23 protein-coding genes are annotated in these 20,183 nt (G+C 73.2%); 11 read left to right on the top strand and 12 right to left on the bottom strand.

Annotated features, from left to right (window positions below; all coding sequences use genetic code 11):
• Window positions 1-40: 40 nt before the first annotated feature.
• Complete coding sequence (locus ABZ815_RS43455; protein ID WP_357707416.1) at window positions 41-256, top strand: hypothetical protein; 216 nt, start codon at window positions 41-43, stop codon at window positions 254-256.
• Between the two features lie 39 nt (window positions 257-295).
• Window positions 296-871 carry a MaoC family dehydratase N-terminal domain-containing protein gene (locus tag ABZ815_RS43450; RefSeq protein WP_357707415.1) on the top strand — a complete coding sequence of 192 codons (576 nt, stop codon included), beginning with the start codon at window positions 296-298 and terminating at the stop codon, window positions 869-871.
• Here ABZ815_RS43450 and ABZ815_RS43445 read toward each other — a convergent pair.
• Window positions 861-1,424, bottom strand: a complete 564-nt coding sequence (locus tag ABZ815_RS43445) for a TetR/AcrR family transcriptional regulator (RefSeq protein ID WP_357707414.1) — start codon at window positions 1,422-1,424, stop codon at window positions 861-863. The genes ABZ815_RS43450 and ABZ815_RS43445 overlap by 11 nt on opposite strands.
• A gap of 92 nt (window positions 1,425-1,516) precedes the next feature.
• Here ABZ815_RS43445 and ABZ815_RS43440 point away from each other — a divergent pair, with 92 nt between their 5' ends.
• Together ABZ815_RS43440 and ABZ815_RS43435 are read left to right on the top strand one after the other, a co-directional pair.
• Complete coding sequence (locus ABZ815_RS43440) at window positions 1,517-1,900, top strand: nuclear transport factor 2 family protein (RefSeq protein WP_357707411.1); 384 nt, start codon at window positions 1,517-1,519, stop codon at window positions 1,898-1,900.
• 8 nt (window positions 1,901-1,908) lie between these two features.
• On the top strand, window positions 1,909-2,913 hold the full coding sequence (locus ABZ815_RS43435) for an NAD(P)-dependent alcohol dehydrogenase (RefSeq protein WP_357707410.1): 1,005 nt from the start codon (window positions 1,909-1,911) through the stop codon (window positions 2,911-2,913).
• A 124-nt stretch (window positions 2,914-3,037) separates the two neighbouring features.
• On the opposite strand, the gene ABZ815_RS43430 is transcribed toward ABZ815_RS43435, so the two are convergent.
• Entirely contained in the window at window positions 3,038-3,268 is a 231-nt protein-coding gene (locus tag ABZ815_RS43430; protein ID WP_357707407.1) for a DUF6289 family protein, read from the bottom strand.
• Between the two features lie 171 nt (window positions 3,269-3,439).
• Here ABZ815_RS43430 and ABZ815_RS43425 point away from each other — a divergent pair, with 171 nt between their 5' ends.
• Complete coding sequence (locus ABZ815_RS43425) at window positions 3,440-5,728, top strand: polysaccharide lyase 8 family protein (RefSeq protein WP_357707406.1); 2,289 nt, start codon at window positions 3,440-3,442, stop codon at window positions 5,726-5,728.
• A gap of 17 nt (window positions 5,729-5,745) precedes the next feature.
• Here ABZ815_RS43425 and ABZ815_RS43420 read toward each other — a convergent pair whose 3' ends face one another.
• Genes ABZ815_RS43420 through ABZ815_RS43410 form a run of 3 tightly spaced genes read right to left on the bottom strand, consistent with a single transcriptional unit; the run spans window position 5,746 to window position 9,070 of the window.
• On the bottom strand, window positions 5,746-6,993 hold the full coding sequence (locus ABZ815_RS43420; protein WP_357707404.1) for an FAD-dependent oxidoreductase: 1,248 nt from the start codon (window positions 6,991-6,993) through the stop codon (window positions 5,746-5,748).
• 33 nt (window positions 6,994-7,026) lie between these two features.
• Complete coding sequence (locus ABZ815_RS43415) at window positions 7,027-8,649, bottom strand: multicopper oxidase family protein (protein WP_357707402.1); 1,623 nt, start codon at window positions 8,647-8,649, stop codon at window positions 7,027-7,029.
• Complete coding sequence (locus tag ABZ815_RS43410) at window positions 8,642-9,070, bottom strand: hypothetical protein (RefSeq protein WP_357707401.1); 429 nt, start codon at window positions 9,068-9,070, stop codon at window positions 8,642-8,644. The genes ABZ815_RS43415 and ABZ815_RS43410 overlap by 8 nt, the downstream gene beginning before the upstream one ends.
• A 103-nt stretch (window positions 9,071-9,173) precedes the next feature.
• Here ABZ815_RS43410 and ABZ815_RS43405 point away from each other — a divergent pair, with 103 nt between their 5' ends.
• The 5 genes from ABZ815_RS43405 to ABZ815_RS43385 all read left to right on the top strand — a co-directional run bounded on the left by ABZ815_RS43405 (window position 9,174) and on the right by ABZ815_RS43385 (window position 13,919).
• Window positions 9,174-10,076: a LysR family transcriptional regulator gene (locus ABZ815_RS43405; protein WP_357707400.1), complete on the top strand. Its 903-nt coding sequence runs from the start codon at window positions 9,174-9,176 to the stop codon at window positions 10,074-10,076.
• A gap of 195 nt (window positions 10,077-10,271) precedes the next feature.
• On the top strand, window positions 10,272-11,345 hold the full coding sequence (locus ABZ815_RS43400) for a hypothetical protein (RefSeq protein ID WP_357707399.1): 1,074 nt from the start codon (window positions 10,272-10,274) through the stop codon (window positions 11,343-11,345).
• Window positions 11,346-11,415: 70 nt separating this feature from the next.
• Window positions 11,416-11,829: an SRPBCC family protein gene (locus ABZ815_RS43395; RefSeq protein WP_357707397.1), complete on the top strand. Its 414-nt coding sequence runs from the start codon at window positions 11,416-11,418 to the stop codon at window positions 11,827-11,829.
• Window positions 11,830-11,923: 94 nt separating this feature from the next.
• Entirely contained in the window at window positions 11,924-12,613 is a 690-nt protein-coding gene (locus tag ABZ815_RS43390) for a GNAT family N-acetyltransferase (RefSeq protein ID WP_357707396.1), read from the top strand.
• Window positions 12,614-12,749: 136 nt separating this feature from the next.
• The gene (locus ABZ815_RS43385) at window positions 12,750-13,919 is read left to right on the top strand and encodes an MFS transporter (RefSeq protein ID WP_357707395.1); all 1,170 of its coding nucleotides are present in this window, start codon (window positions 12,750-12,752) and stop codon (window positions 13,917-13,919) included.
• Between the two features lie 48 nt (window positions 13,920-13,967).
• Here ABZ815_RS43385 and ABZ815_RS43380 read toward each other — a convergent pair whose 3' ends face one another.
• From ABZ815_RS43380 to ABZ815_RS43370, 3 genes are all read right to left on the bottom strand, one after another.
• Window positions 13,968-14,294: a DUF3140 domain-containing protein gene (locus tag ABZ815_RS43380; RefSeq protein WP_357707393.1), complete on the bottom strand. Its 327-nt coding sequence runs from the start codon at window positions 14,292-14,294 to the stop codon at window positions 13,968-13,970.
• Window positions 14,291-14,524: a DUF2945 domain-containing protein gene (locus ABZ815_RS43375; RefSeq protein ID WP_357707390.1), complete on the bottom strand. Its 234-nt coding sequence runs from the start codon at window positions 14,522-14,524 to the stop codon at window positions 14,291-14,293. The genes ABZ815_RS43380 and ABZ815_RS43375 overlap by 4 nt, the downstream gene beginning before the upstream one ends.
• Before the next feature lie 74 nt (window positions 14,525-14,598).
• Window positions 14,599-15,831 (bottom strand): serine hydrolase domain-containing protein, encoded by a 1,233-nt coding sequence (locus ABZ815_RS43370; RefSeq protein ID WP_357707389.1) that lies wholly within the window; start codon window positions 15,829-15,831, stop codon window positions 14,599-14,601.
• Between the two features lie 193 nt (window positions 15,832-16,024).
• Here ABZ815_RS43370 and gdhA point away from each other — a divergent pair, with 193 nt between their 5' ends.
• Window positions 16,025-17,365, top strand: a complete 1,341-nt coding sequence (gene gdhA, locus ABZ815_RS43365) for an NADP-specific glutamate dehydrogenase (protein WP_357707387.1) — start codon at window positions 16,025-16,027, stop codon at window positions 17,363-17,365.
• Window positions 17,366-17,468: 103 nt separating this feature from the next.
• Here gdhA and ABZ815_RS43360 read toward each other — a convergent pair whose 3' ends face one another.
• From ABZ815_RS43360 to ABZ815_RS43345, 4 genes are read right to left on the bottom strand one after another with little or no spacing between them, the layout of a single operon-like run.
• Window positions 17,469-17,885: a cytidine deaminase gene (locus ABZ815_RS43360; protein ID WP_357707385.1), complete on the bottom strand. Its 417-nt coding sequence runs from the start codon at window positions 17,883-17,885 to the stop codon at window positions 17,469-17,471.
• Window positions 17,882-18,628, bottom strand: coding sequence for an alpha/beta hydrolase (locus ABZ815_RS43355; RefSeq protein ID WP_357707384.1), 747 nt, complete (start codon window positions 18,626-18,628; stop codon window positions 17,882-17,884). The genes ABZ815_RS43360 and ABZ815_RS43355 overlap by 4 nt, the downstream gene beginning before the upstream one ends.
• Before the next feature lie 10 nt (window positions 18,629-18,638).
• Window positions 18,639-19,598: a hypothetical protein gene (locus tag ABZ815_RS43350; RefSeq protein ID WP_357707383.1), complete on the bottom strand. Its 960-nt coding sequence runs from the start codon at window positions 19,596-19,598 to the stop codon at window positions 18,639-18,641.
• A complete protein-coding gene (locus ABZ815_RS43345; protein ID WP_357707381.1) occupies window positions 19,595-19,924 on the bottom strand; it encodes a helix-turn-helix transcriptional regulator in 330 nt (109 codons plus the stop codon). Before ABZ815_RS43345 ends, ABZ815_RS43350 begins: the two co-directional genes overlap by 4 nt.
• Window positions 19,925-20,183 lie beyond the last annotated feature (259 nt).

Raw genomic sequence — 20,183 nt, 5'->3', positions numbered from 1 at the left:
CGAGCTCCACGCGCACCGGCCTTGGGGCAGGCTGGGCGTCATGGTGGAGATCGACTTCCTGACCGGGTCCGACCGCGCCTCCTGGGAGGCGCTGGCCCGCGGCAAAGACGCGTACTTCGAGGTCGAACGCGGCGACGACGCCTACGAACGAACCTGGCGACGCCTGCTCGACGACGACCGGACACCCGCGCGCTGTACGACAAGGTGGGCAAGGTTCACGACGGGCTCGTTGTCTACACCTATCGGCGGGGCGTGAAGTAGGGCGATCCCGGCAGGTGCGGCGTACCGTGGGCGGATGATGGTCGCGGGTGAGGGCATCCGAGGGTGGGAGCCGTCCACTGTCGTCAGTGACGAGCTGGTCGATCCGTCGCCGGTCGCCGCGCTCGCGGCCCTGTTCGACGACGGTGTGCCCGTCCCCGGGCCGGGGGCGGAGTTGCCGCCGTTGTGGCATTGGGCGGCGTTGGCGCGGTGGCCCGTCTCGTCCGTGATCGGGGGCGACGGGCATCCGGTGCGCGGCTCGTTCCTGCCGCCCGTCGACCTGCCGCGACGCACGTTCGCCGGGGGCGAGGTCGTGTTCCACGGGCCGCTGCGGGTCGGCGAGACCGTACGCCGGGAGAGCACGGTGGAGTCGGTCACCGAGAAGTCCGGACGGTCGGGCCGGCTGGTCGTGGTCGTCTTACGCACCCGGCTGACCGGCCAGGACGGCCGCCCGGGGCTGGAGGAACGGCAGGACCTGATCTACCGGGAGGCCGTGGTGCCCACCGGCCCGGCGGCGGCCGCCCGGCTCCGAGGCCGCCACCCCGTGCACCACCCTGACCGTGGCGGCCCGGTAGCCGGTCTCCGTGCCCGCTCGGAGTTCGTCAGGGGGTGATGACGTGTTCGGCGAGTTCGCGGGCGGCGGCGGCCGGGGAGGTGCCGGGGCGGGTCGCGCCGACGGCGAGGAGGCCGTCGATGAGGATGAGGAGCTGGTCGGCGCCGTGGTCGGGGCGCGGGTGGCCGAGCGCGGTCAGCTCGCGCGCCAGCAGCTCGTGCACCTGCCGCCGGTAGTCGCGGGTGACCTCGTGCGCGGGGTGCGCGGGGTCGGCCAGGCCGAGGTCGGCGGCCAGGTAGCGGCAGCCGTGGAACCCGGGCATGCCGACGATCTCGCCGAGCCGGTCGAAGACGGCCAGCAGGCGCTCGCGCGGGTCGCGGCCGGCGGCGTCCATGGTGTGGCGGTAGTCGGCGGCGTCGGCGGCGGCGGCTGACCGGAGCACCTCGACGATCAGGCCGTCCTTGCCGCCGAAGTGCTCGTACAACGACCGGCGGGCGACGTTGGCCGCCTTGAGCAGGGCGTCGACCCCGATGTTCACGCCGTGGCTGTAGATCAGGCGGTCGGCGGCCTCCAGCAGGCGCTCCCGGGGGCCGGGTCCCGTACGAACTGTCATGGAACCCAGGTTGCCACGGGTTGACGAGTAGATCAACCGGTCGATATACATAGATAGACCGATCGATCTACCGGCTTCCACTTGGAGGAACCATGTCCTTCCCTTCCACCGCCGACGTCATCGAGCGCTTCAACCGCGCCTTCGTCGAGCGTGACCGCGGCCTGCTCGACGACCTGGTCGCCGAGGACTGCGTGATGGAGTCCGTCCAGCCGGCCCCCACCGGCGAACGCGTCACCGGCCGCGAGGCGTGCCTTGAGTGGTGGGGCGCGCTCGTGGACGACCTCACCAGCAGGTTCGAGCCGCAGGAGGTGATCATCGCCGACGACCGGGCCACCATCCACTGGCACTACCGCTACGGCACCGGCCCCTCCGACTGGGTCAGCGGCGTGAACCTCATGCGCATCCGCCACGGGCGGATCGTCGAGGCCCTCGGCTTCAGCAAGACCGCCGGCGAAGTCCCCCTGGCCAGCGCCTGATGGACGTCATGCGCAGCTACCACGTCGACAGCGGAGCCGGCGTCGACGGCCTGTCGATCAAGGAACACCCCGTCCCCTCCCCCGGCCCCGGGCAGGTGGTGGTCGCGGTGCGCGCCACCTCCCTCAGCTTCCGCGAGCTGATGATCCTGCGCGGCGACTACGTGCTCCCCGTCAAGCCGGACGTGGTGCCGGTCTCCGACGGCGCCGGCGAGGTCGTCGCGACCGGCCCCGGCGTCGAGTCCGTCGCCGTCGGCGACCGGGTCACCGCCACCCTGTTCCCGAGCTGGCAGGACGGCCCGTTCGCCCTCCGGCACCTGCCGCAGCTCGGCGGCTCGCTGGACGGCATGCTCACCGAGTACGCGCTGCTCGACGAGCACGCGCTCGTGCCGATCCCGGCCCACCTGTCCTACGAGGAGGCCGCGACTCTCCCCTGCGCCGCGGTCACCGCCTGGAACGCCCTGACCGGCGACGGCACCGGCCCGCTGCCCGGCCAGACCGTCGTCACCCAGGGCACCGGCGGGGTGTCGCTGTTCGCGCTGCAGTTCGCCAAGGCGCTGGGCGCCCGCGTGATCGCCACGACCAGCAGCCCGGCCAAGGCCGAACGCCTGTACGAGCTGGGCGCCGACGACGTCGTCGACTACCGGGCCATCCCCGACTGGCCCGCCCGCGTCCGCGAGCTGACCTCCGGGCAGGGCGCGGAGTACATCGTCGACGTCGCCGGCGACCTGGGGCTGTCGCTCACGGCGGCCTCGATCGCGGGGCAGGTCGCCAGCGTCGGGTTCGTCGTCGGCGACCCGCCGCCCCTCGACCCGCGGGCGGTCTTCAACGCGGGGGCCACGCTGCGGGGCATCGCCGTCGGCAGCCGGGCGCAGTTCCTGGCCATGAACCGGCTCGTCGAGGCCCACCGGCTGCGCCCGGTCATCGACCGCGTCTTCCCCTTCGACCAGGCTCCCGACGCCTACCGCCACTACGCGTCGGGCCGGGCGTTCGGGAAGATCGTGATCACCGTGTGAGGGCGGTCGGTGCCGGGCAATCGGGCGCAGCGGCGGGGTGTGCCTGCGGAACACCCCGCCGGAGCAGCCGGGCCCGCCGGGGAACGCGCGACCGGCGGCGCGTCGTCCCCCTTCGCCGGTCCCGCTAGCAGGGGGTCTCGTAGAACTCCGGGTACGAGCCGCGGGTGCCCACCCACGTCTCGTCGCCCACGCAGTTCTCGTACTTGACGCCGACCAGCGTGGTGCGGGAGGAGTCGCTGTAGTAGTACGTCTCGCAGTGGTAGTCGATCTGGCAGGCGCGGGCGTGGGCGGGCGAGCCGAGGATGGTGAGGGTGCCGAGGGCGAGCAGGACGGCCAGCGATGCGCGGCGAATCATGGAGATCCTCTCTGACACGAGGAAGCGCTACTGACCTCGATGATCGATCGCCGGAGCGAACAGTTCAATACGCTCTATGCCGGGTAACCCATGGCGAAGGCGAAATGATCGCACTTCTCTCCGACATAGGATCATTTCATCTGGTAGTTGGCCGATCATCGAAAGGCTTCCATGATCCACCCCCTCAGCCGCCGGTCCGCTCTGCTGGGGGCCGCGGCCGTGGCCGGAATCGCCCTGTGGGAAAGGCCGGCCGAGGCGGCCGGCGCCGCCGCGTTCGACGCGGCCCGGGAGCGATGGGTGAGCCTGCTGGCCGGTGCGACGTACGACCCCGCCTACCTGGAGAAGACGCGGGCGGTCGAGGGCTCGGCCAACGCGGTGCTGCGCAAGATGAACCCCACCCCCGGCCGTCCGAGCCTGTGGCCCGACCTGCCGCTCGACGACCCCCGTACGGGCAACTTCAACCGCGCCTACAACCGCATGCGCACGCTGGCGCTCGGCTGGGCCACGCCGGGCACCGACATGCACCGGGACCAGCGGGTCGCCGAGACCGCGGCCGACGCGCTGGACTTCCTGTACGAGCACGCCTACCGCGAGGGCCTCGACCGCCGGGGCAGCAACTGGTACTGGTGGGAGATCGGCGTCCCCCGGGCGCTGACCGACACCTGCGCCCTGCTCTACGACGGCCTGCCCAGGAAGAGCCTGCACCGCTGGCTGCGCCCGCTGCGCCACTGGTGCCCCGACCCCGAGCGGCGCGTCAGCCACCCCGGCGTGGTCGAGACCGGCGCCAACCGGGCGAGCAAGGCCATGGCGGTGGCGATGCGCGGGCTGCTCACCCACGACGCCCGCCTGATCAAGCGGGCCGGGAACGCCGTCTCCGACCTGCTGCGCCGCACCGGGGGGCCGGGCGACGGCTTCTACCGGGACGGGTCGTTCATCCAGCACGACGTGTACCCCTACAACGGCAGCTACGGCGTGGACTACCTGGAGAGCGTGGCCAAGCTGATCGCCATGCTCGCCAGGTCGCCGTGGGAGATCGACGGCATCGGCAAGGTCTACGACATCGTGGACCGCTCGTTCACGCCGTTCATCTTCGACGGGCTGATGATGGACTGCGTGCGCGGCCGGCAGATCTCGGTGCAGGGCCATCGCGACCACCACTCGGGACAGAAGGCGGTCGAGGCCATCCTGACGCTGCTGGAGACGGCGCCCGAACGCCACGCGCGGCGCTGGCGTCCGCTGGTGAAGGGCTGGCTCACCCGCAACCAGGCCGTCCCGTACGCCACGGTCGCCCCGCTGGCGAGCGTCGCGCGGGCCGAGGCCCTGCTGGCGGACGCGTCGGTCCCGGTCGGCCCCCGCACGACCGGCACCTTCGTCTTCGCCGACATGGACCGGGTCGTGCACCGGCGCCCCACCTGGGCGTACGCGATCGCGATGAGCTCGGAGCGCATCGGCGCGGCCGAGGGCATGAACCAGGAGAACCTGCACGGCTGGTACACCGGCGACGGCATGACGTACCTCTACACGGCCGACCTCACCCACTGGAACGACGACCTGTGGCCGACGATCGACCCGTACCGGCTGCCGGGCACCACGGTCGACACCCGCAGGCGCGCCGACCTCCCGCACGGCGCGCGCCGCCTGCCGCCCACCCCGTGGGCGGGCGGCGTGGCGCTCGACGGCGAGTACGGCGTGGCGGCCATGAGGCTGATCGCCGACGGCTCCTCGCTGCGGGCCAGGAAGGCGTGGTTCCTGCTCGACGACGGGGTGATCGCCCTCGGCTCGGGCATCACCGCCTCCGACGGCCGCCGCGTCGAGACCGTCGTGGAGAACCGCAACACCCACGGCGCCCATCCCCCGCTGACCCGCGGCGACGGCTGGGTCCACCTGTCCGGAGTGGCCGGGTACGCGCTGCTCGACGGCGCCGAGGCGAAGGTGATCCGCGAGAAGCGCACCGGCCGCTGGCGCGACATCGACACCGGCGCCACCACCGGCGGCGACCGCACCCCCGTCTCCAGGCACTACACGACCATCGTCGTCGATCACGGCGTCGATCCGCGCAGGGCCCGCTACGCCTACGCCGTGCTGCCCGACGCCACCGCCGAGCAGACCGCGGCCTACCGCCGTCGGGTCGAGGTCCTGGCCAACTCCAGGACGGTGCAGGCCGTGGCCAGGGGCGACCTGCTCGCCGCCGTGTTCTGGCGCGCGGGGGGCGTCGAGACGCCGCACGGGCCGCTCGCCGCCGACGGGCCGTGCGCCGTGCTGCTGCGCCGCGACCGCCACCGGGTACGGCTGGCCGTCTCCGACCCGTCCAGGACCGTCGACGAGGTGCGGATCAAGCTGCCGTGGCCGGTCAAGTCGGTCAAGGAGGGCGACCGGGGCGTGCGCCGGTCCAAGCGGGCGGTCAAGATCGAGGTCGGCGGCAGCCGCGGGCATGCCCGTACGGCGGTCGTCCGCGTCTGAGGCCGGGCCGCCGCCGTTCAGGAGGCATCGGCGGGGGCGTACGGCAGGAGGTCCGCCACGGGGACGCCCGGGTCGGCGAGTCGTCGCGGATCGGCGGTGTGCCCGGCGGCGACCAGGGCCCGGAGGTGACCGGCGGCGCCCTGGCCGTCCATGGTCATGGCCGCCACGGGGACGCCGCGGTCGAGCCAGAAGGCGGTGAACCCGGGCTCGCCGGGCTCGCCTCTGGTGACGACGCGGTCCGAGGTGGTGGGGAGACCGACGTATTCGAGGGTGGACCCGTACTGGGTGGAGAAGAAGTACGGGACGTGGTCGACGGTCGCCGGCTCGCCCACCAGCGTGGCCGCGGCGGCCGTCCCGTGGACGACGGCGTTGTCCCAGTGCTCGATCCGCACCGGTTTCAGGTAGCGGGGGTGCCGGTGGCGGGCCACGTCGCCGGCGGCCAGCGCGGCCGGGTGCGAGGTGCGCAGACGTCCGTCGGTGAGGATGCCGCCGTCGACCCGCAGCCCCGCCGCCTCGGCCAGCTCGGTGTTGGGGACGGCGCCCACGGCGACGACGACGAGGTCGGCCGGGACGCGCCGCCCGGCGACGGTGCGCACGGCCTCGACCGAGCGCGTGCCGAGCACCGCCTCGACGCCGTCGCCGGTCAGCAGCTCGACGCCGTGGTCGAGATGCCGCCGGGCGACGACGCCGCCGAGCCGGTCGCCGAGCACGTGGTAGAGCGGCGTGGGCAGCGGGTCGACCACGGTCGCGCGGACGCCGAGCGTCCGGGCGGCGGCGGCGACCTCGCAGCCCAGCCAGCCGGCGCCCACCACGACGACGTCGGAGGCCGCGCGCAGGGCGTCGCGGAGGCGTTCGCTGTCCTGGCGGTCACGCAGGTAGTGCACGCCGTCGAGGTCGGCGCCCGGCACCCGGAGGCGGCGCGGGCGGGCGCCCGTGGCGATCAGCACCTGGCTGAACGGCAGCTCCACGTTGCGGCCCAGCTTCACCCGCCGGCCGTCCAGGTCGAGCAGGGTGGCGGGGGCGCCGAGGGCGAGCGCGACGTCCTGGGCGGCGTAGAAGCGCGGCTCCAGGACGTCCAGCTCGGCGGCCTCGGTGGTGCCCAGCAGGTAGCCCTTGGACAGCGCGGGACGGTGGTAGGGCAGGGGGTGCTCGTCGCCGACGAGCGTGATCGGCCGGTCGTAGCCGTGGTCGAGCCGCAGGGCCCGGGCGGCCTGGGCGGCGGCGAGGCCGGCGCCGATGATGACGATGCCGGGATCGGCGGGCATGGGAAATCTCCTTGTGAACGGGACCGAGGAGGGTCAGACGACCTGGAGGTTGGCCATCATCGCCATGTCCTCGTGCTCGGCGTTGTGGCAGTGGAAGAGGTAGCGGCCGCGGTAGCCGTCGAACCGGGTGATGATCTCCACCGCCTCGCCCGGACGCAGGGAGACGGTGTCCTTGAGCCCCGCGTCGTGCGGCAACGGTGGCCGGCCGCTGCGCGAGAGCACCCGGAAGCCGACCAGGTGCAGGTGGACGGGGTGGTGGACGTCGGCGACCATGCGCCACACCTCGACGTCGCCGAGGCCCACGGTGACGTCGGACCGGGCGGGGTCGAACGGCAGCCCGCCGATCAGCCAGCCGTGGCCGTCGTCCATGCGGCCCGCGCGGAAGGAGAACTCGCGCACCCGTACGGCGTCCGCCCGCCGCCACTCGGGCAGGTCGGTGGACAGGACGCGCGGGACCCTGCTGTCGTCGGCCACGGCCCGCGCGACCCGGAAGGCCATCACGTCCCGGGTACGGCCGGAGCCGAGCCGGTTGACGATCCGGACGCGCCCGCCGACCGGGACACGGGCGAAGTCCACCACCACGTCGTACCGCTCGGCCGGCGCGATCGGCAGGAACCGGTGGGTGACCGGCGACGCGAGCAGCCCCTGGTCGGCGCCGATCTGGACGAGGTCGAGCCGCCGCCCGTCGTCGAGCACGGCTTCGAGCTCGTAGTGGCGGGCGTTGGAGGCGTTCAGCAGGCGCAGCCGGTAGCGGGCCGCATCCACCTCGTGCACGGGCCAGGGGGCGCCGTTGACCAGGATCACGTCGCCGAGCACCCCGGCGAGGTACGGTTCGAGCACGCCCGGCCGCTCCCGCAGGGTGGGGTCGAGGGCGGGGTAGGCCAGCTCGCCCTCGGCGGTGAACGCCCGATCGGCGATCATGAGCGGCAGCTCGCGCGGCCCCGAGGGCAGGCCGAGGGCCTTCTCGGCGTCGTCGCGGACGATCTGCAGCCCGGCCAGGCCGCGCCAGATCGCGGGGGCGGTGAAGTCCATCCGGTGGTCGTGGTACCAAAGCAGCGTCGCCCGCTGGTCCAGCGGGAAGGTGTAGTCCCTCGTCCGCCTGCTCAGCACGGCCCGGGGGTCGCGCATGTTCCCCATCCCGGAGCCGTGCGCCGTGTGCATGCCGGGGTGCATGGTGGGCTCCGTCCAGCCCTCGGGCAGCACGAGGTCGGTGGGGTAGCCGTCGGAGGCCGCCGGGGTGCGTCCGCCGTGCAGGTGGACGACGGTCGGCACGGGCAGGTCGTTGCGGTGCGTCACGGTGATCGGCCGGCCTCGGTGCGCCTCGATCGTCGGCCCCGGGAAGGTGCCCCCGTACGTCCAGGCCCGGGTCCGCACGCCGGGCAGGATCTCCAGCGTCGTCTCACGCTGGACGATCTCGTACCGGTCGGCGCCCTCCGAGGTGCCGGACGGCGCCAGCACGGCCGGGATCGGCAGCGGCACCTGGAACGGCGGCGGCAGCGGCAGGTCGCTGCGCAGCTCGGCGCCGGTGGTCGCGGGCCGGCGGGCCATCGCGGCGGAGGTGCCGAGCCCGGTGGCCGCCATCAGCCCGAGCGCGCCGCCGATGCCGAGCGCCTGCCGCCTGGTCACACCCATGATCCGCCCGTCCTGTTCAGGCATCGGGGGTCTCCCTTCGCGGGAAGGGGCGGCGCCAGACGTCGATGAACTGCACCGTGAGCGCGGCGACCGTCATCACCCCCAGGGGGATGTGCAGCCACAGGGCGCCGTCGAGCCCGGCGAAGTACTGCACCGTCTCGGCCGCCACCACCGCCGCCGTGGCCAGGAAGGGCCCGGACCTGCGCAGCCGCACCCACACCACGATCGCCACGATCAGCTGGAGGTAGCCGACGGAGGTGACCACGTCCGCGCCGATCGAGTGCCAGCGCAGGCTGTCGTAGTCGCCGGTCAGGTAGACGCCGGCGAACACCGGCTGCCCGGCGATCGCCGCCATGTGCGCGCTGACCAGCGCTCGCAACGTCCAGGCCACGGGTGCCGTACGCCGCCGGGCGTCGGCTCCCGGCCCGTCGACCGCGGTGAGCATCGGGGGTCCTCCTCGTCTCGTCCTCGTGAAACGCTCCGACGCTATGGCCTCCCGGTTATCTTGTCCAAGATCTGTATTGCTATGGTGTTATGCGTTGGGAGGCATGATGGATCTGAACGCGCTCCGGCAGTTCCTGGTGGTGGCCCGGCTCGAACACCTCAGCGCCGCCGCCGAGGAGCTGCGCGTCGCGCAGCCGTCGCTGAGCCGTACGATCGCGCGGCTGGAGAACGAGCTGGGCACGCCGCTGTTCGACCGCGGCGGCCGGCTCCGGCTGAACGGCGCGGGCAGCCTGTTCCTCGGTTTCGTCGAACGGGCCCTCGGCGAGCTCGACGCCGGACGGCGAGCCGTCGCCGAGGCCGCCGGCGAGGGGTTCGGCACCGTACGGCTGGCGTCGGAGACCTTCCTGACCCTCACCGGGCCGCTCGCGGCCTACAAGCGCGCCCATCCCTCGGTCGAGGTCGAGCTGCACTGGGCGCCCGCCGACGACATGGGCCGCCGCCTGCGCGCCCAGGAGTTCGACCTGTGCGTCGCCTCGCAGCCCATCCACGCCGACGGCCTGGAGGCGGTCGAGCTGCTCGACGAGCCGGTGGGGCTGGCCACCTCGCTCGACCACCCGCTCGCCGGCCGTGCGTCGGTGACCATCGACGAGCTCGCCGGCCAGCCCTTCGTCACCGCCCGCAAGGGACACTGGCAGCGCCGGCTGCTCGACCGCCTCTTCGCCGCCAGGGGCCGCACGCCGAGGGTCGTCTGCGAGGGCGACGAGCCCAGCGCCATCGCCGACCTGATCGGCGCGGGGCTCGGCATCGGCCTCGTCCCGTCCCTCGCCCGCCGTTCCACCACCCGTGCGCCCCTGGCCTGGGTGGACGTCGACGACCCCGACTGCCGCCGTACACTCACCCTGCTCTGGGGCGCCGACAGCCACCTGTCCACCGCCGCCCGCCTGATGCGCACCACGATCACCAGCTGGGACTGGCTGGCCGGCGAACCCCAGGAGAAGCGCGCCTGATCCCGGCCCGCGCCTCCGCGGACCGGTCCTACGGCCTGGGCGTCGCGCCGACCCGGCGGCAGGCAGCCGTGTCGACGTTGCCGCCGCACACGAGGGCGAGCACGTGCCGGACACGGAGTGCGAGCGTCCGTACACTTTCTGTCGCTGGTCCGTGTGGCCTTACGGCCCGGTCGAGAGAGGGCGGGGTTGACAGCGATGAGCGAGGTCCACGGCGGCGGACAGTCGCCGGGCGCCGCGGCGGCCACCGGCCCCGAGTCGGTGACCTGTCATGAGGATCTGGCCAGGCTGCTGGCCGAGCAGTTCGCGCGGGCCGACGTGTCGCTGCGGGAGTTGCAGGCGCGGGCCGACAGGTCGGGCGGGGCCAGGCTGCCGCGCAGCACCTGCGCCGACATGCTGGCCGGGCGGCGTTTTCCCAAGAAGGCGGTCATGGTGGCGTTCCTGCGGGGGTGCCGGGTGCCCGACCATGAGCTCCCGGCGTGGGAACGGGCCTGGGACCGGGTGCGGATCAGCCGCCTGCCCGCCGGGGCCTGGGACGATCGCGCCTCGCCGACGCCAACCGGCACAGCGCCGACGCCCGCGGCCGCCCCGCCGGAACCGGCCGTGGACGAGGGCGGGCGCCGGCGGCGGGCGGTCCTGACCGGAGACGGACGCCGGCGGCGGGCCGTCCTGGTCGCGGCGGTCGCCGTTCCCGCGGCGGCCGCGCTGGTGCTCGCCGTGGTCGTCGCGCTGCGGATGACGGCCCGGCCCGAGGCGCCGCCCGAGCGGGTCCCCGACCAGGCCGTGGATCCCGATCACATCGTCACCGACGACGGCCGCGCGTTCCCCCGGGGCGGGTCGAGCCGGTTCACGGTCAGCGTGAGCCCGGCCAACACCGGCGTACGGCTGACCCGCCGCCTGGACGCGGGCGTCGGCCTGCAACACGCGACCATCACCGTGGACGGCGCCCCGGCGGCGCACTGGCGGCCGCTGCTGGAGGACGGCGTCCACAAGTGGCGCAACCAGATCGTCGACCTGCCGCCGGCCCTGACGGCGGGGCGGCGCGCGCTCACCGTCGTGAACGAGTGCGTGTCCGCCTCGGGCTTCAACGAGTTCCTCTACACCGTGGAGCACCGGATCAACGGCGTCTGGTCGATCGCCGACAAGGTCGACGTGGGCCCCGATCATCCCGAGAGCGAGGCCGCGCACGACTACCGCGTCATCGGCGGCGACTGGGCCCACCACCAGACCTTCGCCTACCCGCCCCGCAAGGAGGACTGGAACGTGCGCTGAAGGCCCCGGGCGATAAGGTAGCGAAGTACTTCACAATGAAGGACGTAACAAACCCGAGGAGCTCCCCCGCATGGCCTCCATCCGGCACGAGATCGTCATCGACGCCTCCCCCGACCACATCTGGGACGTCCTGCGCGACGTCGGAGCCGTGCACGAACGGCTGCTCCCCGGCCGCGTCGAGGACACCCGGATGGAGGGCGACCAGCGCTTCCTCACGTTCCCCGACGGGCACGTGATCCGCGAGCTGATCCTGGCCATCGACGACGACGCCCGCCGCCTGGCCTACGCGGTCGTGGATGGCGCGAGGCCGCCGCTGGAGCACCACCACGCCTCCTTCGAGGTCCGGCCGGAGGGCGAGGGGGCGGGCCGGCTGATCTGGGTCACCGACGTGCTGCCCCACGCGCGGGCCGCCGAGGTCGGCCTGCGGATGCGGTACGGCGCGTCGGAGATGCGGCAGGCGATCGAGGGCACGGCCCGCTCCTGACCTGGCGCGAGGGCGCTGACAACGGTGTCACTAGGATGGCCCGCGCCGGGAGGGCTTCCCGTCCCGTCCCGCACGACCCGAGAGGCACATCCTGATGGCGGACCGCGACGCCCACCCGCTCGACGACCCGGTGGGCGCGTCACTGCGCGGGCGCCACGCGCACCTCGCCCGCCGGCTCGGCGACGCGGTCGCGTACCGGCAGGACGTGGCGACCTTCTGCTCGGTGCCGGCCGACCCGGACGAGCGGGCGTGGGCCGACCTCGCCCGGCTGCTCGGGCCGGGTGAGCTGGCCGACCTGTTCAGCCTCCCGGCGACCCCGCCGCCGGACTGGGAGCCGGTCTTCTCCGTCGAAGGACGCCGGCTGATCTGGCCCGGCGGCCCGCCTCCCGCCGGGTCCGGCGAGGTCGTCGAGCTGGGCGACGACAGCGTCCCCGAGATGCTCGACCTGGTCGCCCGGACGCGGCCGGGGCCGTTCTGGCCGCGTACCCGCGAGATGGGCGTCTACCTCGGCGTCTTCGACGGCGGGAAGCTGGTGGCGATGGCGGGCGAGCGGCTGCGGCCGCCGGGCTGGACCGAGATCAGCGCCGTCTGCACCGCGCTCGAGGCGCGCGGCCGCGGGCACGCGGCCCGCCTGGTCGGCGCCCTCGTCTCGCGGATCCTGGCCCGCGGCGACCGCCCCTTCCTGCACGTGGCCGAGGCCAACACCGGCGCGATCGCCCTCTACGAGCGGCTCGGTTTCCGGACCCGCGGGCCCGTGACCTTCCGGGGTTTCCGCACCCCCTGACGGCCCCGGCGGGCGCCCGGGTCCGTCACGGAAAAACGCGTTGCCGTGGACGCCCGGCGAAACGTATGGTTTTGCGCTCGTGGTCACAGTGGTGGAGCGGGTCCTGCCGGCCCGATTGGGTACAGGGTTCCGATGGTTGCTGGCGTCGAGCTGGCTGACGAATCTCGGTGACGGGATCGCGGCCGCCGCGGGCCCCCTGCTGATCGCGACGTTGACCCGCGACCCGCTGATGATCTCGCTGTCCGCCCTGGTGAGCTGGGCGCCGCCGCTGATGTTCAGCCTGTACGCGGGCGTCCTGTCCGACCGGCACGACCGCCGCAGGATCGTGCTCGTCGCGAACGCCGTACGGGCCGTGGTGCTGGCGGCGCTCGTCGTGCTCATGGCGACCGGCACCGTGACCGTGGTGACGGCGCTGGTGGCGCTCACGCTGCGGTCCGTCGCCGAGGTGTTCGCCGACAACGCGACGTCCACGCTGACGCCCATGATGGTCAGCAGGGACGACCTGATCATCGCCAACGCCCGCCTCGGCACCGGGTTCATCACGCTCAACCAGCTCGCCGGGCCGCCGGTCGGCGCGGCGCTGTTCGGACTGGGGCTGACCTGGCCGTTCGCGGGCCAGCTGATCCTGGTGCTGGCGGGGATGGTCCTGGTCTCCCGCATCACGCTGCCGCCCCGCGACCGGCCGGCCGGCGCGCCGCGGCCGAACACCCTGCGGGAGCTCGTCGCCGGGTTCAGCTGGACCGTCAGGCATCCGGCGGTCCGCACGCTGGCGCTCACCATCCTGATCTTCAACTTCACCTTCGGCGCGGCCTGGTCGGTGCTCGTCCTCTACACCCAGGAGCAGCTCGGCCTCGGCGCGATGGGGTTCGGGCTGATGACCACCATCGGCGGGATCGGCGGCCTGATCGGCACCGGCCTGTACGGGGCCGTCACCCGCAGGGTGAGCCTCGGCGCGCTGATGCGGATCGGGCTCATCATCGAGACGCTCACCCACCTGGGCCTGGCGCTGACGCATTCGCCGTGGGTCGCCGGAGCCATCTTCCTGGTGTTCGGCGCGCACGCCTTCATCTGGGGCACGACCTCGGGCACCGTCCGCCAGCGCGCGGTCCCGCAGGAGTTGCAGGGCCGGGTGGGCAGCGTCAACACCGTCTGCGTCTACGCCGGTCTGGTGGTCGGCTCGGTGATCGGCGGCATGCTGGCCACCCGCTTCGGCGTCGCGGCGCCCTTCTGGTTCGCCTTCGCCGGTTCGGCGGTGTTCGTCGTGCTGCTGTGGCGTCAGCTCATGCTGATCGCCCACGACGACTGACCCGCCCGCCGGCGGACTCGGAGCACGTCGTGCAGCCAGGCGCTGGCCTCACTTGAGCGGGTCGTGTCCCCAGTTCATCAGCGAGTGGCGCCACCGCGTCTCCCGGACGTCGCCGGACGGGCGTTGCGCCAGGTGCCGGTGGATGTAGCCGATGACCTTGGTCATGTGCTCGTAGTCGTGGCCGTTCAAGGACGACTTCCCCTTGCGGAGGAGCCGGACGATCTCGCGGCCGGAGGCGTGCCCGGTCGACTCGCCGCCGTCCCGCTTCTGGCCGGCCTCCTTCGACTCGTCGGTGTCCAGCCAGCGTTCCAGCTCCTTGGCGGTCATGTTCACCGCCTCGCCGAACTCGGCCGCCACGTCCCGGTCGCCGCTCATTTCGCGTCCTTGCCCTCGCGCAGGGCCGACGGCTTGTGCACGGCCTTGCGCCCGCTCCTGTCGCTGCGCACGACGTACCGCGGGTCGTCGGGCGAGGCCGCGACCGTGCGGCCCGCCTCCTTCGTCCTCTTGGTGATCTTCTTCTCCACCTTGCCACGGGCCGTGGACCCGTGGCTCTTCCAGGAGACCTCGTCACCCACGGACGGATCGTCCTTGCGCTTGCCGGTCATAGAACCCGCGCTACCCCGCCCCCCTCCCGCACTCGGCCCCGGAGGCAAACCTTCCTTTACCGTCGGCGCCCCGGTCAGGCGTCGATCGCCTGGTAGAGCGTGGTCCAGAAGTCGTGGACGAGCCGGGCCGAGTCCGGCGTGGACATGCCGACCTGGGTGAGCAGGATCCCGGTGAGCCCGTTCTCGGGGTCGGCGTAGGTGGAGGTGCCGCTGCCGCCGTCCCAGCCGAACTGGCCGACGGGCGCGTAGTCGCCGCGGTAGGTGCGCACCGCCATCCCGAGGCCCCAGCCGCCGTGCTGGCCCTGGCCGAAGGAGATGTGCACGTTGTCGACCGCCATCGCGTGCCGGGCGGCCTGCTGGGCGGGCGTGAGGCGGTTGGTGGTCATCAGCTCGACGGCGGGCCGCGACAGGACGCGCTCGCCGTCGTGCGTGCCACCGTTCAGCAACATGCGGAAGTAGGCGTGGTAGTCGTCCACCGTGGACGACAGCCCGCCGCCGCCGCCCTGGAACGCCGGGGGCTCGCTGTGACGTCCGCCCTGAGCCTCGTCCCAGACGTGGAACTCGCCCGTCGCCGGGTCGGGGGCGTACAGGGGAGGCAGCCGGTCGAGCTTGCCCGCGGGCACGTCGAAGCCGGTGTCCTTCATGCCCAGCGGCTCGAAGACGCGTTCGTTCAGGAACGTCCCGAACGGCCGGCCCGTGACCCTGGCCACCAGCACGCCGAGCAGGTCGCTGGCGATGTGGTACTGCCAGCGCTCCCCGGGCTGGTGCATCAGCGGCAGCTCGCCCAGGCGGCGCATCCACTCGTCCGGCTCGGGCATCGGCGTCGGCAGGTCGGGCGTGAGGCCCTGCCCGAACACCGCGTTCATGATCGGGGTGCCCAGCGACGTCATGTCCATGCCGAGCCCGAACGTGGAGGTCAGCACGTCGCGCACGGTGATCGGCCGGCGTGCCGGCACGGTGTCGTCCAGCGGGCCGTCCACGCGGGTGAGCACCCGCCGGTCGGCCAGTTCGGGCAGCCACGGCTCGACCACGTCGTCCAGCCGCAGCCGGCACTCGTCCAGCAGGACCATCGCCGCCGCCATCGTCACCGGCTTGGACGTGGACGCCATCCGGAAGATCGTGTCCCGGCTCATCGGCGCGCCGCCGTCGTGCCGCATCGTCCCCATCGCCTCGACGTGCGTCTCCTCACCCCGGCCGACCAGGGCGACCAGGCCGGGGATCCGCCCCGAGTCCACATGCCGCGCCAGCACGTCGTGCAGCCTGCCCAGCCCGGCCTTCGAGAAGCCGCCGTTGCCGTTGCCCGTCATCGTTCTCCCTCGTCCCGTTAGCGCCGATCCGCTCATGGGGTAAACCTTCGCCGACCGTCCTGACACCGGACTGTCGCCGCCCTGACGCCGCCGCTGACATCCGCGGGAGCGCGCGAGGGCGGGCCGCCTGCTGCTCACGAGTGGCCGAATCGTAAAGTGAGCAGGATTGCACCAGTGATGTAGGGAGTCCTTCTTGCACGAGAAACTGTCGTCGATCTACGACAACGTCCTGCGCCGGAACCCCGGCGAGGTCGAGTTCCACCAGGCGGTGCGCGAGGTGCTCGAAAGCATCGGCCCGGTTCTCGGCAAGCATCCCGAGTACGCCGAATCGAAGATCATCGAGCGGATCTGCGAGCCCGAGCGTCAGATCATCTTCCGGGTGCCGTGGGTGGACGACCGTGGCGAGGTGCAGATCAACCGTGGCTTCCGGGTGGAGTTCAACAGCGCGCTCGGGCCGTACAAGGGCGGGCTGCGCTTCCACCCGTCGGTCTACCTGGGCATCGTCAAGTTCCTCGGGTTCGAGCAGATCTTCAAGAACGGCCTGACCGGCCTGCCCATCGGCGGCGGCAAGGGCGGCTCGGACTTCGACCCCAAGGGCCGCTCCGACCGCGAGGTGATGAGCTTCTGCCAGAGCTTCATGACCGAGCTCTACCGGCACATCGGCGAGTACACCGACGTCCCGGCCGGTGACATCGGCGTCGGCGGGCGCGAGGTCGGCTATCTGTTCGGCCAGTACAAGCGCATCACCAACCGCTACGAATCCGGCGTGATCACCGGCAAGGGCCTGGTCTACGGCGGCGCGCAGGTACGCACCGAGGCCACCGGCTACGGCTGCACGTTCTTCGTGGAGGAGATGCTCAAGGCCCGCGGCACGTCGTTCGACGGCAAGCGGGTCGTCGTGTCGGGCTCCGGCAACGTGGCCATCTACACGATCGAGAAGGTCGAGCAGCTCGGCGGCGTCGTGGTGGCCTGCTCCGACTCCTCCGGCTACGTCCTCGACGAGAAGGGCATCGACCTGGACCTGCTCAAGCAGGTCAAGCAGGTCGAGCGGGGCCGCCTGGAGGCGTACGCGGAGCGCCGGGGCGAGCACGCCGTCTTCGTCCCGGACCGCAGCGTGTGGGAGGTGCCCTGCGAGGTGGCGATGCCGTCCGCCACGCAGAACGAGATCACCGGCCGGGACGCCGCGTTCATGGTGGACAACGGCTGCCTCGCGGTCGGCGAGGGCGCCAACATGCCGACCACGCCCGAGGGCATCAAGGTGTTCCTGGAGGCGGGCGTCTCGTTCGGGCCCGGCAAGGCCGCCAACGCGGGCGGGGTGGCGACCAGCGCGCTGGAGATGCAGCAGAACGCCAGCCGCGACTCGTGGACGTTCGAGTTCTCCGAGCGCCGCCTCCGGGAGATCATGCAGGACATCCACGGCCGCTGCCTGCAGACCGCCGACGAGTACGGCATGCCGGGCAACTACGTGGCCGGCGCCAACATCGACGGCTTCCGCCGGGTCGCCGACGCCATGCTCGCCCTGGGCCTGATCTGACCCGCGCGCACGGCTGAACCCGCCGCCGGCCGGCTGTGCCTGGCGGCGGGCGACGTGCGGACGGACCCCGGGTCCGGCCGCACGCCTGGCGGCGGGTCGGCGGTCAGGCCGGAGTGGTGGGGTCGAGCTGGTGGTCGGCCCAGACGTAGGTCTCGGGCAGCAGATCGGCGACGGGGACCGCCCGGAGGCGGTCACCGCCGCCCACGATCACCTTGAGGGCCGGGAAGTAGTCCAGCAGCACCTGACGGCAACGGCCGCACGGCGGAACGACTCCCCGGTCACGGTCCCCCACGGCGACGATCGTGTCCAGCTCGTAGGCGCCCTGGGCGGCGGCCGTGCCGATGAGCACCAGCTCGGCGCAGGGCCCTCCGGTGAAGTGGTAGGCGTTCACGGCGGTGATGATCCGGCCGTCCCGGGCGCGGGCGGCGGCCGCCATGGTGTGGTTGTCGCCCCGGCAACGAGTACGGGCGACCTCCGCGGCGGCCTGGACGAGCTCGCTGTCGGCGTGGTGGCCGGTCAAGCCCGGGCCTGCTCGCGCAGGAACGCGACGATCAGTTCGGTGACCTCGGCCGGGCGTTCCATGCTCGCCAGGTGGCCCGCCCAGGGCAGCTCGACGTTGCGGGCGGCGGGCAGGTCGGCCTCGGTGTGCCGGAAGTCGACGGCGTCGTGCGCGCCCGACACGGCCAGGCACGGCATCGTCACGACCGACGGCTCGATCGCGACCTTGACCGGCCCGACGACCCCCTCGGCGAGCTGGAGCTCGTAGGCGCGCACCTGCATCTCGTGCACGGCCCGCCCGGCCTCCTCGCCGGCGTCGGGGCCCAGCCAGCGGTCGACCATCAGCTGCGAGGCGGCCGCCAGATCGCCCGCCTCGACCAGCTCCTCCTCGCGTTCTCCGAGTGCGCGCAGGTCGGCGCTCGGCTCCCGCCAGGGCAGCGCGGCGGAGAGCAGGACCAGCGCCTCCACCCGCTCAGGGCTGCCGGCGGCGACCTCCAGCGCCACCTTCCCGCCGTAGGAGGAACCGACCAGGAAGAACCGGTCGATGCCCAGGCTGTCGAGCAGGTCGAGAACATCGCCCGAGTTGCTGTACGGCTCGGTGGGCAGCGGGCTCTGCCCGAAGCCGCGCAGGTCGCATCGGACCACCCGGAACCCGGCGGCGATCAGGGGCTCCCACTGGGGGTCCCACATGCGCCGGTCGCACACCCCCGCGTGCAGGAGGAGCAGGGCCGGTCCGTCACCCGCGACATCATGAGAAATCATCATCGCGCAGACGTTACCAGCCATTCAGTGACCGGTTCGTCCCCTTTTTTACGGCACCGGCGCCCTGTCCGGCGACCCGGGCCATCCAGGCCGTCACCCCCAGCACCACCACTGCCAGCACGCTCAGCAGCACCGCGTTCAGCAGGTAGCCGGCCCCCGGAAGCCCGCCCACGTAGACGCCGACCATCGGCAGCAGCACCACCAGGGCACGCCGCCCGACCGGCGACCGCAGCGCCAGCCCCGCGGCCACCACCGCCAGGGCCCACATGGGCGGGTAGGCCCATCGGGACGAGACGGCCGCGCCGGCCGCCGCAGCCCCGAGGAGCACGGCCATCCACCACAGCAGCCGCCGCCCGCCCAGCGGGCCGGGCCCGGGAGACGGCGCGAGGAGCAGCATCGCCCCGCACAGCACCAGGGGCAGCGCCGAGATCGCCATCCCGCCGAAGTCGAACGGCACGCCTCCGATCAGGAGCACCCCGTCGCCGGTCACGCTGGACGTGAACGACGCGTTGACCCACCCGCGCACCCCCGGGGTCACCAGCGCGTACGCCCACGCGCAGAGGGCCGCCGCACCGGCCTTCCCGCGCCAGGCCAGCACCACCACGACCGCGTACGGCAGGGCGTAGGTGAGCATGCGCAGGAACTGCGGGAACTCGTCCGCCACGAAGGGGCGCTGCCATGTCGCCGCTCCGAACATGGCGGCCCGCGCGAGCGCCGTCAACAGGAGCGCGACGGGCACCAGGAGGGCGGCGGCGTCGACCGCGGCCCGCCACTGGGCGCCGGCCCCGCGCCGCACCCTGATGGCCAGGCCGCCCCGCACCAGGTCGAACGTGTCGCGCACCCCGGGCCGCCGCCGGCCGGGCTCCGCGCCCGCCACCAGCACCGCGATCATCTCTTCCTCGTGCAGGGCCCGGTGCTCGGCCGGGTACCACCGGACCAGCAGCCGCCGGTAGCGCCGTTCCAGGGACGTCATCGCGACCTCCCCGCCCCGCCGAAGGCCGCCGACGGCCCGCCGAGCGCTCCCGGCGGCCCCGCGAACGCCCCGAGCGGCCCGGCGAACGCCGATCCCAGCCCTCCGCCGGGCTGCCACGCCGCCCGGCCGCGCAGCCGGGCCGTGGCCGTCTCCGCGTTGTGCCGCAGTTGCTCGGCCTCGGCCGCCAGCCGGAGCTCGCCCTCGGGCGTCAGCCGGTAGTGGCGCCGCGCCCGCCCGTCGACGACCTCCTCCCGGTCGGCCGCCACCAGCCCTTCGGCCTGGAGCCGGTCGAGGGCGGCGTAGAGGGTGCCGGCCCGCAGCCGCACCCGTTAGCCGGAGATCCGCACGACGTCGGTGATGATGCCGTAGCCGTGCTGCGGCCCGGCCGCGAGCGCGGTCAGGATGAGGAACGTCGGCTCCTGCATCGCCCTTGAAGTCATGTCGACGATATATACCGATGATCAGAGCGAGCCGCAACTCCGGGGTGCGGGGGGGGGGGCGGGGCCCCCCCCCCCGGCAAACCAAAGGGGCCCGGTGCCGCGGGGCCCGGGGGGGGGGGGGAGCGGCCCCCGGGGCCCGGGGGGC

Source organism: Nonomuraea sp. NPDC047529 (assembly GCF_040642995.1).
Lineage (GTDB): Bacteria > Actinomycetota > Actinomycetes > Streptosporangiales > Streptosporangiaceae > Nonomuraea.
This window is presented reverse-complemented; position numbering and strand designations above follow the sequence as displayed.